Here is a 15857-nt window from a genome sequence, read left to right on the forward strand (position 1 = left end):
CGCACCATGCTGCATATCCCATTGTGGAAGCGGATCGTCATCTGGGGGCTTATTGTCATCGGATTGGCCTTTGCGGTTCCGAACGCGTTTTACACCCGGGTCGAGGGGCACAATGATGCCGTGGCCGCCATCGAAGCGCAGGGCGCCACGCCCGAGCGGACAGAGGCGGCGGCGGCTTGGCCTGACTGGCTCCCGACGACCCTTGTCAATCTGGGGCTGGATCTGCGGGGCGGCGCCCACCTGCTGGCCGAAGTCAACGTCAGCGAGGTTTACGCCGACCGGATGAATGGCATGTGGCCCGAAGTGCGCGACGCCCTGCGCGACGTGCGCGATCAGGTGGGCACCATCCGCCGGATCGAGGGTGATCCGGGCACGCTCAAGCTGCGGATTTCCAAGCCCGAAGGCATGGCGCGCGCGCTTGAAACCGTGCGGGGGCTGGCCTCTCCGGTGGTCAGCCTGACCGGTGTGGGCGCCAGCGATATCGCGGTTGCGGGCGACGGTGACACCATCACCCTGAGCCTGACCCCCGAAGAACAATCCGCGACCGATGACCGCACCATGCAGCAATCGGTCGAGATCATCCGCCGCCGGGTGGATGAGGTGGGCACCCGCGAACCGACGATCCAGCGGCAGGGCGCCGACCGGATCTTGATTCAGGTGCCGGGTATCGGCAGCGCCAGCGAACTGAAGGCGCTGATCGGCACCACCGCACAGCTTACCTTCAACCCCGTCGTGGGGCGCACCACGGACAACACCCAAAAGCCGGGGCCGCGCCAGGAAATTCTGCCCGCAGCGGACGAAGAGGGCGTCTATTACGTGATCGAACAGACCCCGGTTGTCACCGGTGAGGAACTGGTCGATGCGCAGCCAAGCTTCGATCAGAACGGGCGGCCTGCGGTTTCGTTCCGGTTCAACCCCAGCGGTGCGCGCAAGTTTGGCGATTATACCGCCGAAAACATCGGATCGCCCTTTGCCATTGTTCTGGACAGCGAAGTGATCAGCGCCCCGGTGATCCAAAGCCACATTCCCGGTGGCAGCGGCATCATCACCGGCAATTTCAGCCTTGAGGAAAGCACCAATCTGGCCATCCTGCTGCGCGCCGGTGCCTTGCCGGCTGGCATGACCTTTCTTGAGGAACGCACCATCGGCCCGGAACTGGGCCAGGACAGCATTGATGCAGGGCGGATCGCCTGCCTTGTCGCCTTTGGCGCGGTGCTGGTGTTCATGGTGCTCAGCTATGGGTTGTTCGGGCTGTTTGCCAATATCGCGCTGCTGTTGAACGTGGGTCTGTTGTTTGGCCTGCTCAGCATCATCGGGGCCACCCTGACATTGCCGGGGATCGCCGGGATCGTTCTGACAATCGGGATGGCGGTGGATGCCAACGTGTTGATTTTCGAGCGGATTCGCGAAGAACTGAAAACCGCACGCGGGCCTGCACGGGCCATCGAGCTGGGCTATGAAAAGGCGCTGAGCGCGATCGTGGATGCCAATATCACCACATTCATCATCTCGGTCATCCTGTTCGTTCTCGGGTCCGGGCCGGTGCGCGGCTTTTCCATCACGCTGGGGTTGGGCATTCTGACTTCGGTATTCACGGCGATCTTCGTTACGCGGCTGATCATCGTCACATGGTTCGAGCGCCGCCGCCCCAAGACGATCGAGGTTTGATATGCGTCTGAGACTGGTTCCCGAAACGACGAATTTCGATTTCTTCGGCTATGCCAAATATACGTTCGGGGCCTCGGTTTTCGCCGTGATCCTGTCATTGATTGCCTGGGCCATGCTCGGGTTGAACTTTGGTATCGATTTTCGCGGCGGCACGACGATCCGCACCGAAAGTGTGCAGACGGTTGATGTGGGCGCTTACCGCGCCGCGATCGACCCGCTGAACCTTGGCGATGTCACGATTACCGAAGTGTTCGACCCCAGCTTCGGCCCGGAAAAGAACGTGTCGATGGTTCGCATCCAGGCCCAGGACGGGCAGGAAAGCGTGACCGGCGATACGGTTGCAAAGGTGGAAACCGCGCTTCAGGGCGTTGATCCGTCAATCACCTTTCCCTCGGTTGAAAGCGTGGGGCCCAAAGTGTCGGGCGAATTGATCCAGACGGCGTTTCTCGCCGTTGGGGCCTCTTTGGTGGCGATCCTGTTTTATATCTGGCTGCGGTTTGAGTGGCAGTTTTCCGTCGGCGCCGTGGCGGCGCTGTTTCACGATGTGATCGTGACCGTCGGCATCTTTTCGGTGCTTCAGATCCGGTTCGATCTGGCCACCATCGCGGCCCTGCTGACGATCATCGGGTATTCGATCAACGACACCGTGGTCATTTTCGACCGATTGCGCGAGAACCTGATCAAATACCGCAAACGCGATCTGCGCGAGGTGATGAACCTGTCGGTGAACGAAACCCTGTCCCGCACGTTGATGACGTCGGGCACCACCCTGTTGGCGTTGATTGCGCTGTTGGTGCTGGGGGGTGATGTTATTCGCGGGTTCGTCTTTGCAATCACCTGGGGCGTGATCGTCGGCACCTATTCTTCGGTCTATGTGGCCAAGAACGTGGTGCTGTTTCTTGGCGTCAACCGCGAGGACAAGCCAAACGACAAGGGCAACCAGTTTGCCAATATCGACGCCTGAGGCAAAGCCGTAACGGAGGGATCGGGATGCGACTGAACGAGATCACCTTCAACGATTCCCGGCCTATTGACGGATATGGGCCGGGGTTTTTCCGCATCGCCGGTGAGGTGGTGCAGGGCGATGTCTGTGTTCTGCCCAGCGGGGTTTTGCCCTGGGGCGGGTATGCGGACACGCAAACCCTGATCGCGGCGCGCGATGATCTGGATGTCCTGTTTGTCGGCACCGGCGCCGAGGTGGCGCATCTGCCGGCCGCCTTTCGCGACGTGCTGGAACAGACGGGATTGGGCGTTGAAAGCATGGCCACCGCCGCCGCCTGCCGCACCTACAACGTTTTGCTAAGCGAGGGGCGCCGGGTGGGCGTGGCCCTGATTGCCGTCTGAGCCGCTTCTGTCGCTGGTCGATCTGGCCTGCACACGGGGCGGGGTGCCGGTGCTGTCGGGGGTGAATTTCACCCTGGCAAAAGGTGAGGCGGTGGTCCTGCGCGGGCCGAACGGATCGGGCAAGACAACGCTGTTGCGCACCATCGCCGGGTTGCAACCGCCCTTGGCCGGCGATGTGCGCGGCGCGGTGGATGACATCGCCTATGCGGGCCACGCCGATGGTATCAAGACCGCCCTGAGCGTGGCGGAAAACCTGCGGTTCTGGGCCGATATGTTTGGCACACGCACCATAGATTCCGCCCTGCGCGCCTTTGATCTCTGGGCATTGCGGGGCCGGGCGGCACAGCATTTGTCGGCGGGGCAAAAGCGGCGGCTGGGGCTGGCGCGGTTGTTGGTGACGGGGCGCGCGGTCTGGGCGCTGGACGAACCCACAGTGTCACTGGATTCTGGCAGCGTGGGATTGTTTGCCGCCGTGCTGCGCGATCATCTGGCCGATGGTGGCGCTGCGATAATCGCGACCCATATTGATCTGGGCTTTGCGGCGCGGGTGGTGGATGTGTCGGGGTTTCGCGCGGTTGCCGCCCCCACATCCGATTTTGACGAGGCCTTTCTGTGATCCGGCTGGTGCTGCGCGATCTGGCGCTGGCCGTGCGGGCAGGGGGCGGGTTTGGCCTGGCGCTGGCGTTTTTCCTGATTGTCGTGGTTCTGGTGCCTTTCGCCGTGGGGCCGGACACCGCGCGCCTGACGGTGATTGCGCCCGGGGTGCTGTGGCTGGGTGCGCTTTTGGCCTGCCTGCTGTCCCTCGACCGGATTTTTGCACTGGATTTTGAGGATGGCACTCTTGATCTGCTGGCTTGTGCCCCCGTCCCGCTGGAGGGCGTCGCGGCGGCCAAGGCGCTGGCCCATTGGCTGACCACCGGGTTGCCGCTGACCCTTGCGGCGCCGCTGTTGGGGTTGGTGTTGAACCTGCCGGCGCCGGGGTTTGGCTGGCTGGTCGCCTCGCTTGCCCTTGGCACCCCGGCGCTGAGCGTGATCGGCGCCTTTGGCGCGGCGCTGACCGTGGGGTTGCGGCGCGGCGGGCTTTTGCTGTCGCTGCTGGTACTGCCGCTTTATGTGCCGACCCTGATTTTCGGGGCCGAGGTGGCGCGGCGCGGCGCCGAAGGCATGGCGGTGCAGGGGCCGCTTTTGTTGCTGGCCGGGGTTACGGCAGGGGCGATCGCCCTGCTGCCCTTTGCCGCAGCGGCGGCCCTGCGCATCAACTTGCGGTGAAAGTTAGATGAGCAATGGGGTGCAGTGCATTGAATTCAATAGATAAGGTGGCTTTTCAGTGCTTTCGGTGGCGATAGATCAAACAGGAACAAGTTGGCTTGAGGGCCGGGTGTGCGCGGGGTAGAGCAAGGCATGTCATTGTGGAAATATTCCAATCCGGCCCGGTTCATGGCCCTGAGCGCGCGGGCGCTGCCCGTGGTTGCGGGGCTGTCGGCGCTGTGCCTTCTGGTCGGGCTGATCTGGGGGTTTTTCTTTACCCCCGATGATTTCCGGCAGGGATCGACGGTCAAGATCATCTATCTGCATGTGCCATCGGCGATGATGGCGATCAACGCCTGGGCGATGATGCTGGTGGCGTCGTTGATCTGGTTGATCCGTCGTCACCACGTCAGCGCGCTGGCCGCGCGGGCGGCGGCGCCGGTGGGGATGGTGATGACGATGATCGCGCTGGCCACGGGCGCCATCTGGGGGCAACCCATGTGGGGCACCTGGTGGGCCTGGGATCCGCGGCTGACCTCGTTTCTGATCCTGTTTTTGTTCTATCTCGGTTATATCGCCCTCTGGGCTGCGATCGAAGACCCGGACACCGCCGCCGATCTGACCAGCGTACTGTGTCTGGTCGGGTCGGTTTTTGCGATCCTGTCACGTTATGCGGTGAATTTCTGGAATCAGGGGTTGCATCAGGGGGCGTCCCTGTCGTTGGACAAGAAAGAGAACGTGTCGGATGTGTTCTGGCTGCCGCTGGTGGTGTGTATTGCCGGGTTTGTTCTGATGTTTCTGGCGCTGGTTTTGCTGCGCACCCGGACCGAGATCTCGCGCCCGGCGGCTGCATGCCTTGCGGATGCGGGGGCGGATGGGATGATGCCGGATCTGGGGAAATATGCGGTCGCGGTTCTGGCGGCTTATGGCGCGTCGATCTTGCTGGTGGGCGGGTTGATCCTGATCAGCCTGTGGCGCGGGGCGCGGGTGAAACGGCAGTTGGACGAGGCGGAACAGGAGATGCGGGATGGCTAGGGTTTCACCTCTGATGGTCGCACCGCCGCTGGTTTTTGCCGGTCTGGCGCTGGTGTTCATGTTCGGGATGATGCGCAGCGACCCTGACAGCCTGCCGTCGGCCCGCGAGGGGCAGCAGGCGCCACCTTTGCAGGTTGATGCCTTGGGCGATACACCGCTGGTGACGGCAGATGTTCTGCGCCAGCCGGGCGTCAAGCTGGTGAATTTCTGGGCCAGTTGGTGCGCGCCCTGCCGGGTGGAACACCCCAACCTTGACCAATTGGCCGATGAGGGTATCGTGATACACGGGATCAACTATAAGGATGATCCTGAAAAGGCACAGGCATTTCTGGCGGAACTGGGTAACCCATACGCCACGCTGGGCGCTGACACCAAGGGGCGCACGGCGCTGGATTGGGGCGTTTACGGGGTGCCGGAAACCTATGTGATCGACGCAGAAGGCAAGATTATTCTGCGCTTTCCCGGCCCGGTCACGCAGCGGGTGCTGCGCGAAACCATTCGCCCGGCGATGGAAAAGGCTGCTCAGCCCGGATAGGCGATATAGGCCAGAAGCCCCACAAAAAGTGCAGTTTCCAAAAGCGGCAGCGGCAGGTGCAAGCGGCGCGTTGCCGCGCGAATGCGGTTTGTCATCATCTTCATCGCCCCCAAGCGTGTCATGACAAACTTAACGGTTTGTGACTGAATTGCGAGGGAACAGATTGTTTCCGCAACCTGTAAGCGAAAACCCCCGGCCCCCGACCGGGTCAGACAAAAACGGCCACCCGATTGGGTGGCCGTTGTCGTATCATGCCAAGGTGTTGGCCGTGTCAGGCGGTTTTGGCCAGATTGCGCAGCACGTAATGCAGCACGCCACCATTTTCGATGTATTCGATTTCAACAGCCGTATCGATTCGGCTTTTCAGCTCGATTTCTTTCACGGTGCCATCGGCAAAGGTGATGGTGCAGGGCACTGTTGATTGCGGTTTGATCGCGCCCTCAAGCCCGGTGATCGACACGGTTTCTTCGCCGGTCAGCCCCAGAGATTTGCGGGTATCGCCATTCGTGAATTCGAACGGAATAACGCCCATGCCCACGAGATTGGAGCGGTGGATACGCTCAAACGATTCGGCGATCACCGCCTTGACGCCCAGCAGCGCGGTGCCCTTGGCCGCCCAGTCGCGCGATGACCCGGCACCGTATTGTTCACCCGCGAAGATGACCAGCGGCGTGCCCGCCTCTTGCCATGCCATGGCCGCGTCATAGATCGAGGTCTGTTGCCCATCGGGGCCTTTGGTATAGCCGCCCTCAACCCCATCCAGCATCTCGTTCTTGATGCGGATATTGGCGAAGGTGCCGCGCATCATCACCTCGTGGTTGCCACGACGCGACCCATAAGAGTTGAATTCGCGCGGGGCGACCTGCCGGTCCGTCAGGTATTTCCCGGCGGGCGTGGTTTCCTTGAACGACCCGGCAGGCGAGATGTGATCGGTGGTGATCATATCGCCCAGAACGGCCAGAACCCTGGCGTCTTTCACGTTGCTGATAACGCCGGGGTCTTTGCTCATCCCCTGGAAATAGGGCGGGTTCTGCACATAGGTGCTGGCGGCGGGCCAGTCATAGGTCTGACTGTCGGTGGTTTCCACGGCCCGCCATTTTTCATCGCCCTTGAACACATCGGCATATTTGCTCTGGAATGCCTCGCGGGTGACGGTTTTTTCCACCAATTCGGCGATTTCCGACGCCGATGGCCAGATGTCTTTCAGGAACACATCATTGCCGTCCTTGTCCTGCCCAAGGGGTGCCGTGGTGATATCGACGTTCATGTCACCCACCAGCGCATAGGCCACCACGAGGGGCGGCGAGGCCAGATAGTTGGCGCGCACATCCGGGGAAATCCGCCCCTCGAAGTTGCGGTTGCCCGACAGGACCGACACGCCGATCAGATCGTAATCGTTGACGGCCTTGCTGATCGCAGGGTCCAGTGGCCCCGAGTTGCCGATGCAGGTGGTGCAGCCATAGCCAACCAGGTTGAACCCGATCGCGTCGAGGTCTTCCTGAAGATCCGCCGCCTCAAGATAGGCCGATACAACCTGTGATCCGGGCGCAAGCGAGGTTTTGACCCAGGGTTTGCGGTTCAGGCCCAAGGCACGCGCCTTGCGGGCAACCAGACCGGCGCCGATCATCACATAGGGGTTTGATGTGTTGGTGCAGGAGGTGATCGAGGCGATCACGATCGAACCGTCGTGCAGTTGATAGTTGCTGCCATCGTTGGGCACATAGCCGCGCTTGTGATGGCCGATGTCGCCGGGAATATCGCGCGGCTCGGGCTGGCCGCCTTCGGCCTCCCAGCGGACTTCGGCGTTTTCGGTCACGTCCTTGCCGTTGCGCTCGCCCTCGATGTACTTGGCAAAGGTGCTGGCGGCCTCGGTCAGGGCAATGTGATCCTGCGGGCGTTTCGGCCCGGAAATCGCCGGAACGATGGTGGACATGTCAAGTTCGAGCGTATCGGTGTAAACCGGCGCATAGCCCGGATCGCGCCACAGCCCATTGGCCTTGGCGTAGGCTTCGACAAGGGCGATGTTGTCTTTGTCGCGGCCCGTGGTGTTGAGATAGCGCAGGGTTTCATCGTCGATCGGGAAGAACCCGCAGGTGGCGCCATATTCGGGGGCCATGTTGCCGATCGTGGCGCGGTCGGCCAGGGGCACATTATCCAGCCCGTCGCCATAGAATTCGACGAATTTGCCGACCACGCCCTTGGCGCGCAGCATTTCCACGACCCGCAGCACCAGATCGGTGGCGGTGGTGCCTTCGGGCATGGCGCCGGTCAGTTTGAATCCGACGACTTCGGGGATCAGCATCGAAATCGGCTGGCCCAGCATGGCGGCTTCGGCCTCGATTCCGCCAACGCCCCAGCCCAGAACGGCCGCACCGTTCACCATGGTTGTGTGGCTGTCGGTGCCGACCAACGTGTCGGGGTAAGCGACGCGGTCACCGTTCTGATCGGTGTCGTTCCACACGGTCTGGGCCAGATATTCCAGGTTCACCTGGTGGCAGATGCCGGTGCCGGGCGGAACAACGCGGAAATTGTTGAATGCGCCCTGACCCCATTTCAGGAACTGATACCGCTCCATGTTGCGTTCATATTCGCGGTCGACGTTCATCTGAAAGGCGCGCGGTGTGCCGAATTCGTCGATCATTACCGAGTGGTCAATCACCAGATCGACAGGGTTCAGCGGGTTGATCATTTCGGCCTTGCCGCCAAGGGCAACGATGCCATCGCGCATGGCGGCCAGATCGACAACGGCGGGAACGCCGGTGAAATCCTGCATCAGAACCCGCGCGGGGCGATAGGCGATTTCACGGTTGGTTTTGCCGCCATTCGCGGCCCAGTCGGAAAATGCCTTGATGTCGTCCAGTTGCACGGTCTTGCCGTCTTCGAACCGGAGCATGTTTTCCAGAACCACCCTGAGCGCCGCGGGCAGGCGGGAAAATTCGCCAAGTCCGGCGGCTTCGGCGGCTGGGATCGAATAATAGGCATAGCTCTGACCATTCACGGTCAGATCCTTGCGGGTTTTGGCGGTATCGTTTCCTACCTGGATCGTCATCGGGCGTCTCCCTTTGAATTGGGTGGGTGTTCCCCTTGCACTTCGCCCATACGGGGCGCGCAATCAAGGGAGTCGGTGTTTGTATACCTTTGTACACAGAGTTGCGCCAGTGCCAAATTCATGGCAAATGCCCCGCAATGGGCGGGTTTTCCGTCACGGTATCTCGCAAAACCTTGATTGGTTATTTCATCCCCCGTTGGATAGTCAGAACCCGGGGCCAACGAAAGGGCGGATCATGCGACTCTGGATTGCAACGGCATTGGTTGCGATGACTGGATGGGGCGGCGCGGCACAAGCGGGCGACCAACCCGTGGTGATTGAGCTGTTTACCTCGCAAGGCTGTACATCCTGCCCGCCCGCAGACGAGATGCTGGGCAAGCTGGCCGGACGTAAAGACGTGATCGCCCTGGCGCTGCATGTGGATTATTGGGATTACATCGGCTGGAAAGACAAATTCGCCAGCCCCGCCTTTACCAAACGCCAGAAACACTATGCCCGCGCCGCCGGGGCGCGCACGATCTATACGCCGCAGTTGATCATTGGCGGCAAGGAACGCGTGGTCGGATACCGCCCGATGGAGGTGGCCGAACTGCTCATGGCGCATAAGGCGGCGGTTGATCCGATGGCCCTGACCGTCAATCGCAGCGGCGACCGGGTGATTGTCGAGGCCCGGATGATCGGCCCGACGCCGGGCAATATGGTGGTGCAGATTGCCCGCTTCACCCCCAGCGAAACCGTTGACATCAAAAGCGGCGAAAACGCCGGGCACACCTATACCTATGCCAATATCGTGCGCGATTGGGCCACGGTGGCCGAATGGGACGGGCGCGCACCCCTGACGCTGGATGTGGCGGCGCCGGGTGGCCCGGCGGCGGTGATCATTCAGCAGGTGGGGTTCGGCCCTGTCATGGGGGCCGCGCGCCTTAACTGAGCGCAGCGGCGGCGGCGCGGCGGGCCTGATCCTCGGGTTTCCAGCGGCGGTGAATCCAGAACCATTGATCCATGTGCTGACGCACGATCCGCTCAAGGCTGTCGTTCAGGGCCTGTGTGGTGGTTTCGGGATCCCCGGGCATGATGGCATCGTCCAGCACGATCTCAAAGCTCAGCCCGTCGGCCTGGCGCACCCCATAGATCGGGATCATCAGCGCGCCGTATTTCAACGCCCATTCCGCCGCGGACAGGGCCGTGGGGGCGGGTTTTCCGAAATAGCTAAGGCGCGCGCCCTCGGGGGCATAGACATCAATCAGGATACCGATCGAACTGCCCTGTTTCAGATGGCCGATATAGCCCGCCAACCCTTTGCGGTTGGCCGGAAAAACCGGCGCGGCGATATTGGTGATGGCGCGCACATAATGATCGTTGAACCGGCGGTTCTTCATCTCGCGGTAAAGCGCCCCGAGGGGATAGCCCTGATGGGCCAGCGCGGCGCGGGGGGCGTCGTAATTGCCGAAATGACCGGTGACGAACACCACGGGCTGTCCCTTGGCGTGGGCCTGTTTCAGCGCGGGCAGGCCGGGGCCGGTCAGGGGGGTATCCTTGACCCGGTCCTTGAACGCCTTGCCGGAATAGATTTCGATCAGGGTGCGGCCCGCATTGTTGGGGACAGTACGCATCAGACGCCGCACATCGGGTTCGGGCAGGTCAGGCATGACATGGGCCAGATTGGCCCGAATCCGTTTGTCCCATCCGGCGAGGGGCGCCACGATCTCGCGCGACAATCCAGCCCATCATCGGCACCCGCGCCCGGTATGGCACGGCAAGGGCAAGGCCCAGGATGGCGCGGATCGCCAGATTTTGCAGGGCATCACGCAGGGGGTGGCTCCTCGGGTGGTTTGACCCCGACATAGGCCGGGGCGCGGGCGAGGGCAAGTTGACCTCAGGCCGGGGCGCTGGCCACTGCGGTGCCGATCATGGAATCGCGGCTGACGAGGGTGGCGAGCTGTGCTTCGCTTAGCGCGTCGGTGCCTGCGGGGCGGGCCGGAATCACGATATAGCGCATGTCGGCAGTGGAATCATGGACCCGGATCATGGTGGTATCGGGCAGGGTAAGGCCGAATTCGGCAAGCACCCGGCGCGGTTCGATCACCACGCGGCTGCGGTATTCGCGGGTTTTGTACCAGTCAGGCGCAAGGCCCAGCAGGTTGCGGGGATAACAACTGCACAGGGTGCAGACGATGACATTGTGCAGGTGTTCGGTGTTTTCCACAGCAATCAGGTGCAGGGCGCCGATGTCGAACCCCATTTCGCGGCTGGCCTCGGATGCATCGGCCAGCAGGCGCTGTTTGAACGCCGGGTCAACCCAGGCGCGGGCGACGACGCGGGCACCGTCGGCGGGGCTGCGGGCATCCATGGCGTCGATCTGGGCGGCGATCTCGGCGGTCGTTGTCACGCCCTTCTCGATCAACAGTTCGCGCATGGCGATTTCCATGCACTGCCAATAGGTGAGGGCCGTGTCGTTGTCGGCGCGGTAGGGGTGGCCCGAGGGGCTGAGGTGGTCGTGGTCGTTATGATCGTGGGGCATGTCAGGCAGGCTCCAGCCAGTGGCCATAGATTTCGGCGTCAAGCGTGTCGTCGGGGCGTTCGGCGCGATTGCCCCAAACCTCGGCCATGGTAAAGCGCACCCGATAGAGCGGCAGCGGATCGCCGGGCAGGCCATAGGCGCGTTGTTCGGGGTTGCCGAAGGGGCCAAGGCGGCGTTCGATCACCCCGGTTTTTCCGCGCAGGTAATGTGGCGTGCGGATGTGGCCCGGCGGCTGCATGGCGCGCACGCGCACGGGGGCGCCGGGTGCGGCGTCAAGCACCTGCAAGAGAGGCCTGCCCATAGGTGGGACCACGCCGTGCCACCTGTTCCATCTTTTCGCCCAGCTCAGCCAGGGTATAGACCCCCGATTCGACCAGATTCTGGTTTACCGAGGCGACCCAGCGGTCATAATATGACATGGTTTCAAAGGCCTCTGGCCCCATATCCTCGATCACGCGGCGCAATCCATCGACGGTGAAATGGCCCTTGGTTGTCATCAGCACCATCAGGGCATCGACGCGTTTTTCCCAAAGGGCGAAATCATGTTCGACGGGGCGGTCACCGTGCAACGGCAGGGGATCGGCGGGATCGCCCCCCATGTCGTGCCAGCGTTTGTTGTCTGTGAGTTTCATGGGCGCAGGTTAGGGGCGGAGTTTTGGGCTGTCCACCGGCAAATGGGACGGTCAACCATCCTCTTCATCGCTGACCAGCTGAATTTCACCGGTGTCCAGCAGGGCGCGGATGGCGGCCAATACCTCGGTGCGCGCGGCATCGGCCTGGCGGAGTTTTACCGGGCCGGATTCGCCCGCCTCGTCGCGCAGGGTGCCGGCCAGGCGTTTGGACATGTTTTCGAGCAGGAATTCCGTTGCCCCGGAGGTGGCTGCATCGGCGCTGGCGACCACGGCGATCAGGCTTTCCTGTGGGACGTTGCGCAGGATTGCCGGCACATCAAGGGGTTTGATCCGGGCGGGAATGTCGGGGAAGGTGAAAATCGCGCGGCGCACTTCGTCGGCAAAGGCGGCGTCGTCTTCGGTAAGGCCGGCCAGCACATCGTCGCGGGTGGCGGTGGCCGACACGTTGAGAATCGCTCCGACCCGGGCCACGGCCCCGGTGGCAAAGGCGCGGGGTGGTTCGGCCTTGAGTTCGGCGGCCAGCGACAACCCGATCCGGCGCACCGTGTCAGGATCGACATCCGCCGTTTCGGACATGGCAAAGGTCAGGCGGCGCGCCTTGTCGCCCGGCAGTTTTCCAAGGATTTCAGCGGCTTTGGTGACGCTGAGCTTTGAGAGCAGCACCGCGCCCACCTCGGGGGATTGGCGGCCCATCAGCGGCAACAGGTGATCGGTGTCGAAATTGGCCAGACTTTCCCACGGGTCGTTGAACCACACCATCCCGGCCTGTTTGCGCAGGCGCGCGGCCATATCCGGGCTGATCACCCCTTCAAGCAGTGAAAGCGCCCCTTCCAAGCCGCCGGGAAAGGCGAGACCGATTGAATCGAGTTCATTGGCGAATTCCTCGATCACGGATTTGAGGGTGGCGCGATCAACATAGCGCATCTGGCTCATCTGAGTGGTGAGTTCGGCCTGAAGCGGTTCGGGCAGATCGGCAAGGGGCAGGCTGGCGCCTTCGGCCAAGAGCAGGCGCACGACGATGGCGGCCTTTTGCCGACGATTCAGGCCCGACCCGGCCTGAAGCCCGGTGAGCCGCCCATGAGGGGCGCGTTGGCGGGGGGGCGACGGAGGGGGATGGCAGGGTCAGGTCTGTTGTCACGTCACGGCCTTTTGCGCGGTCAGGATATCGGACAAGGTGTGACAGAGATCGGTTAACAGGTCGTTCCGAAGCGGGCCAAAGTTCACATCATTTGGCGGTGGAACCGAAAAAGACCGGCGACAGAGAGGGAAAATCCGTCGCCGGTCAACTCCTTGCCGGTTGGTCAGGCGGTTTTGCCAAAGACGCGGGCAAAGATCGTATCGACATGTTTGGTGTGATATCCAATGTCGAATTTCTCTTCGATTTCGGCGGGGGACAGGGCGGCGGTGACATCCGCGTCGCCCAAAAGCTCGGTCTTGAAATCGGCGCCCTGTTCCCAGACCTTCATCGCGTTGCGTTGCACCAGTTTATAGCTGTCCTCGCGCGATACACCCGCCTGTGTAAGGGCAAGAAGCACCCGCTGGCTCATCACCAGGCCACGGAATTTGTTCATGTTTGCCAGCATGTTGTCGGGATAGATCACCAGTTTGTCGATCATGCCGGTCAGGCGGGCAAGGGCAAAATCCAGCGTGATGGTGGTATCGGGGCCGATGTTGCGCTCGACCGAAGAATGCGAGATGTCACGCTCGTGCCAGAGGGTGACGTTTTCCATCGCCGGCACCACGGCCATGCGCACCAGCCGGGCCAGCCCGGTCAGGTTTTCCGACAGCACCGGGTTGCGTTTGTGGGGCATGGCGCTGCTGCCCTTTTGACCTTTGGAGAAGAACTCCTCGGCCTCCAGAACCTCGGTGCGTTGCATGTGGCGCACTTCGGTGGCGATGTTTTCGATGCTGCTGCCGATCACCCCAAGGCATGCGAAAAACGCGGCGTGGCGGTCGCGCGGGATCACCTGGGTTGAAATCGGCTCGGGGGTCAGGCCCATTTTTGCGCAGACGTGTTCTTCGACCGCCGGGTCGATATTGGCAAAGGTGCCGACGGCGCCGGAAATTGCACCGGTGGCCACTTCGGCCCGGGCGGCGCGCAGGCGGGTGCGGTTTCGGTCCATTTCGGCGTAAAAGCGCGCAAAGGTCAGGCCCATGGTGGTGGGTTCGGCGTGAATCCCGTGGGAACGCCCGATGCGCACCGTATCTTTGTGTTCCAGCGCGCGGCGTTTCAACGCATCAAGCAGGGCGTCGAGATCGGCCAGCAGAATGTCGGCGGCGCGCACCAGTTGCACGTTGAACGTGGTGTCCAGAACATCCGAGCTGGTCATGCCCTGATGCACGAAACGCGCCTCTTTTTCGCCAATGATTTCGGCAAGATGGGTGAGAAAGGCGATCACGTCGTGCTTGGTCACCGCCTCGATTTCGTCAATGCGTTCGACGTTGAATTCCACGTCTTTCGCCTTCCAGACGGCGGCGGCGCTGTCGGCGGGGATCACCCCAAGGTCTGCCTGAGCATCGCAGGCGTGGGCCTCGATTTCGTACCAGATGCGGAATTTCGTGGCGGGCGACCAGATGGCAACCATATCGGGGCGGGAATAGCGCGGGATCATCGCGGGGCCTTTCGGGTGGAACTGGGGTTGGCGCGGTCTTAGACTGCTGCAACAGGCGCGGCAAGGGAGCGGTGGCATGGTGTGCGGCTTTGAGGTTGCAAACAGGGTATCTGCGGCGGTTCAGCGATGATTGCGCTGGCGGATTTTGCCGGGTGCTGGGCGCTGACGCGCCAGATCGACGACGCGCTGAGCGGGCAACAGGCGCATCTTGCCGGGCAGGCCATGTTCATCCCGGATGCCGATGGGTTGTGCTATGATGAAAAGGGGGCGCTGCGGTTGGCCGGACAGGCCCCGGTGCAGGCGACGCGCCGCTATTTCTGGCGGGTGGATGGCGCCGGGATTGCAGTGTTTTTCGCAGACGGGCGGCCCTTTCACCGGTTTGATCCGGGCGCAGCGATCCCGGGCGATACCCATGCCTGCGCGCCTGACACCTATGTCGTGCAGTATGATTTCATGCGCTGGCCCCGGTGGCGCGCGGTCTGGCAGGTCAGCGGGCCACGCAAGGCCTATTGCATGACCTCGCTCTATGAGCCTTGCGATACGGCCTTTGCTGGTGCAGAAACGCGGGGGAATATATAATCGGAGGGACCATCAAGATGGCCAACACGACAACCGACCGCGTTCTGATCGAGGCCTTCGGCCCCTCGGAAGGCACGCTTTTGCGGATCAAACAGGTGGTTCTGGTGATTGCCGGAATCGCGGCATTGGCCGTGATGGCCAAGATCAAGGTGCCGGTGCCGGGCAGCCCGGTTGCCATCGGCATGGGCACGTTCGCGGTGCTGTCGATCGCTGCGGCCTATGGCCCGCGCCTGGGCCTGACCACGATCATGGGGTACATGATCATCGGCGCGCTTGGGTTTGACATCTTTCAAAGCTCCACCGCCGAGCTGAGCGGACTGAGCTATATGATGGGCAGCACCGGCGGTTATCTGGTGGGCTATGTTCTGGCGACGCTGGCCATGGGCCTGATGGCGCGGCGCGGCTGGGACAAATCCATGGGCCGGATGGCGCTGGCGATGCTGATCGGCAATGTCATTCTCTATATCCCCGGTCTGTTGTGGCTGGGCCAGCTTTACGGTTGGGACAAGCCGATTCTGGCTTGGGGCCTGACGCCGTTCCTGTTGGGCGATGGGTTGAAACTGGCGCTGGCGGCGGGTGTTCTGCCCGGTCTTTGGGCGCTGGTCGGGCGCGCACGCGGCTGATTTTTTAACAA

The 15857-nt window shown here is 62.3% G+C and carries 18 protein-coding genes and 1 pseudogene; 11 read left to right on the plus strand and 8 right to left on the minus strand.

Translation table 11 applies throughout. The features are described from left to right. Positions 1–6: 6 nt before the first annotated feature. The 8 genes and pseudogenes from secD to AC0L7P_RS10820 all read left to right on the plus strand — a co-directional run bounded on the left by secD (position 7) and on the right by AC0L7P_RS10820 (position 5830). A complete protein-coding gene (gene secD, locus AC0L7P_RS10785) occupies positions 7–1668 on the plus strand; it encodes a protein translocase subunit SecD (protein WP_473432799.1) in 1662 nt (553 codons plus the stop codon). Position 1669: 1 nt separating this feature from the next. Beyond that, positions 1670–2632: a protein translocase subunit SecF gene (gene secF / locus AC0L7P_RS10790; protein WP_473432800.1), complete on the plus strand. Its 963-nt coding sequence runs from the start codon at positions 1670–1672 to the stop codon at positions 2630–2632. A gap of 26 nt (positions 2633–2658) precedes the next feature. Further along, a complete protein-coding gene (locus tag AC0L7P_RS10795; protein WP_473432801.1) occupies positions 2659–3012 on the plus strand; it encodes an Mth938-like domain-containing protein in 354 nt (117 codons plus the stop codon). A 7-nt stretch (positions 3013–3019) separates the two neighbouring features. Next, positions 3020–3628 carry a heme ABC exporter ATP-binding protein CcmA gene (ccmA, locus tag AC0L7P_RS10800; RefSeq protein WP_473435439.1) on the plus strand — a complete coding sequence of 203 codons (609 nt, stop codon included), beginning with the start codon at positions 3020–3022 and terminating at the stop codon, positions 3626–3628. Then, a complete protein-coding gene (gene ccmB, locus AC0L7P_RS10805; protein ID WP_473432802.1) occupies positions 3625–4281 on the plus strand; it encodes a heme exporter protein CcmB in 657 nt (218 codons plus the stop codon). Before ccmA ends, ccmB begins: the two co-directional genes overlap by 4 nt. A 132-nt stretch (positions 4282–4413) precedes the next feature. Beyond that, positions 4414–5143 (plus strand): annotated as a pseudogene (locus AC0L7P_RS10810) (heme ABC transporter permease). Then, positions 5143–5295 carry a heme exporter protein CcmD gene (gene ccmD, locus AC0L7P_RS10815; protein ID WP_473435440.1) on the plus strand — a complete coding sequence of 51 codons (153 nt, stop codon included), beginning with the start codon at positions 5143–5145 and terminating at the stop codon, positions 5293–5295. The pseudogene AC0L7P_RS10810 and the gene ccmD overlap by 1 nt, the downstream one beginning before the upstream one ends. After that, positions 5288–5830, plus strand: coding sequence for a DsbE family thiol:disulfide interchange protein (locus AC0L7P_RS10820; RefSeq protein WP_473432803.1), 543 nt, complete (start codon positions 5288–5290; stop codon positions 5828–5830). The genes ccmD and AC0L7P_RS10820 overlap by 8 nt, the downstream gene beginning before the upstream one ends. On the opposite strand, the gene AC0L7P_RS10825 is transcribed toward AC0L7P_RS10820, so the two are convergent. Next, complete coding sequence (locus AC0L7P_RS10825; protein WP_473432804.1) at positions 5818–5952, minus strand: hypothetical protein; 135 nt, start codon at positions 5950–5952, stop codon at positions 5818–5820. The genes AC0L7P_RS10820 and AC0L7P_RS10825 overlap by 13 nt on opposite strands. 149 nt (positions 5953–6101) lie before the next feature. Next, positions 6102–8879, minus strand: coding sequence for an aconitate hydratase AcnA (gene acnA, locus AC0L7P_RS10830; RefSeq protein ID WP_473432805.1), 2778 nt, complete (start codon positions 8877–8879; stop codon positions 6102–6104). A gap of 235 nt (positions 8880–9114) precedes the next feature. Here acnA and AC0L7P_RS10835 point away from each other — a divergent pair, with 235 nt between their 5' ends. Continuing rightward, positions 9115–9810: a DUF1223 domain-containing protein gene (locus AC0L7P_RS10835; protein ID WP_473432806.1), complete on the plus strand. Its 696-nt coding sequence runs from the start codon at positions 9115–9117 to the stop codon at positions 9808–9810. Here the strand turns inward: AC0L7P_RS10835 and AC0L7P_RS10840 are convergent. From AC0L7P_RS10840 to purB, 6 genes are all read right to left on the minus strand, one after another. Next, a complete protein-coding gene (locus AC0L7P_RS10840; protein ID WP_473432807.1) occupies positions 9803–10597 on the minus strand; it encodes a lysophospholipid acyltransferase family protein in 795 nt (264 codons plus the stop codon). The genes AC0L7P_RS10835 and AC0L7P_RS10840 overlap by 8 nt on opposite strands. 158 nt (positions 10598–10755) lie before the next feature. Further along, entirely contained in the window at positions 10756–11400 is a 645-nt protein-coding gene (nthA, locus tag AC0L7P_RS10845) for a nitrile hydratase subunit alpha (RefSeq protein ID WP_473432808.1), read from the minus strand. A 1-nt stretch (position 11401) separates the two neighbouring features. After that, positions 11402–11701, minus strand: a complete 300-nt coding sequence (locus AC0L7P_RS10850; protein ID WP_473432809.1) for an SH3-like domain-containing protein — start codon at positions 11699–11701, stop codon at positions 11402–11404. Continuing rightward, the gene (locus AC0L7P_RS10855) at positions 11673–12032 is read right to left on the minus strand and encodes a ScnB-like protein (RefSeq protein WP_473432810.1); all 360 of its coding nucleotides are present in this window, start codon (positions 12030–12032) and stop codon (positions 11673–11675) included. Before AC0L7P_RS10855 ends, AC0L7P_RS10850 begins: the two co-directional genes overlap by 29 nt. 51 nt (positions 12033–12083) lie before the next feature. Continuing rightward, positions 12084–13046, minus strand: a complete 963-nt coding sequence (locus AC0L7P_RS10860; RefSeq protein ID WP_473432811.1) for a flagellar motor switch protein FliG — start codon at positions 13044–13046, stop codon at positions 12084–12086. A gap of 287 nt (positions 13047–13333) precedes the next feature. Further along, positions 13334–14644, minus strand: coding sequence for an adenylosuccinate lyase (gene purB, locus AC0L7P_RS10865; RefSeq protein WP_473432812.1), 1311 nt, complete (start codon positions 14642–14644; stop codon positions 13334–13336). 126 nt (positions 14645–14770) lie between these two features. Between purB and AC0L7P_RS10870 the strand changes: the two genes are divergently transcribed. Together AC0L7P_RS10870 and AC0L7P_RS10875 are read left to right on the plus strand one after the other, a co-directional pair. Then, the gene (locus AC0L7P_RS10870) at positions 14771–15223 is read left to right on the plus strand and encodes a DUF6314 family protein (RefSeq protein ID WP_473432813.1); all 453 of its coding nucleotides are present in this window, start codon (positions 14771–14773) and stop codon (positions 15221–15223) included. Between the two features lie 17 nt (positions 15224–15240). Then, the gene (locus AC0L7P_RS10875) at positions 15241–15846 is read left to right on the plus strand and encodes a biotin transporter BioY (RefSeq protein ID WP_473432814.1); all 606 of its coding nucleotides are present in this window, start codon (positions 15241–15243) and stop codon (positions 15844–15846) included. The last annotated feature ends 11 nt before the right edge of the window (positions 15847–15857 follow it).

The organism is Oceaniglobus sp. K40-3 (genome assembly GCF_055808395.1).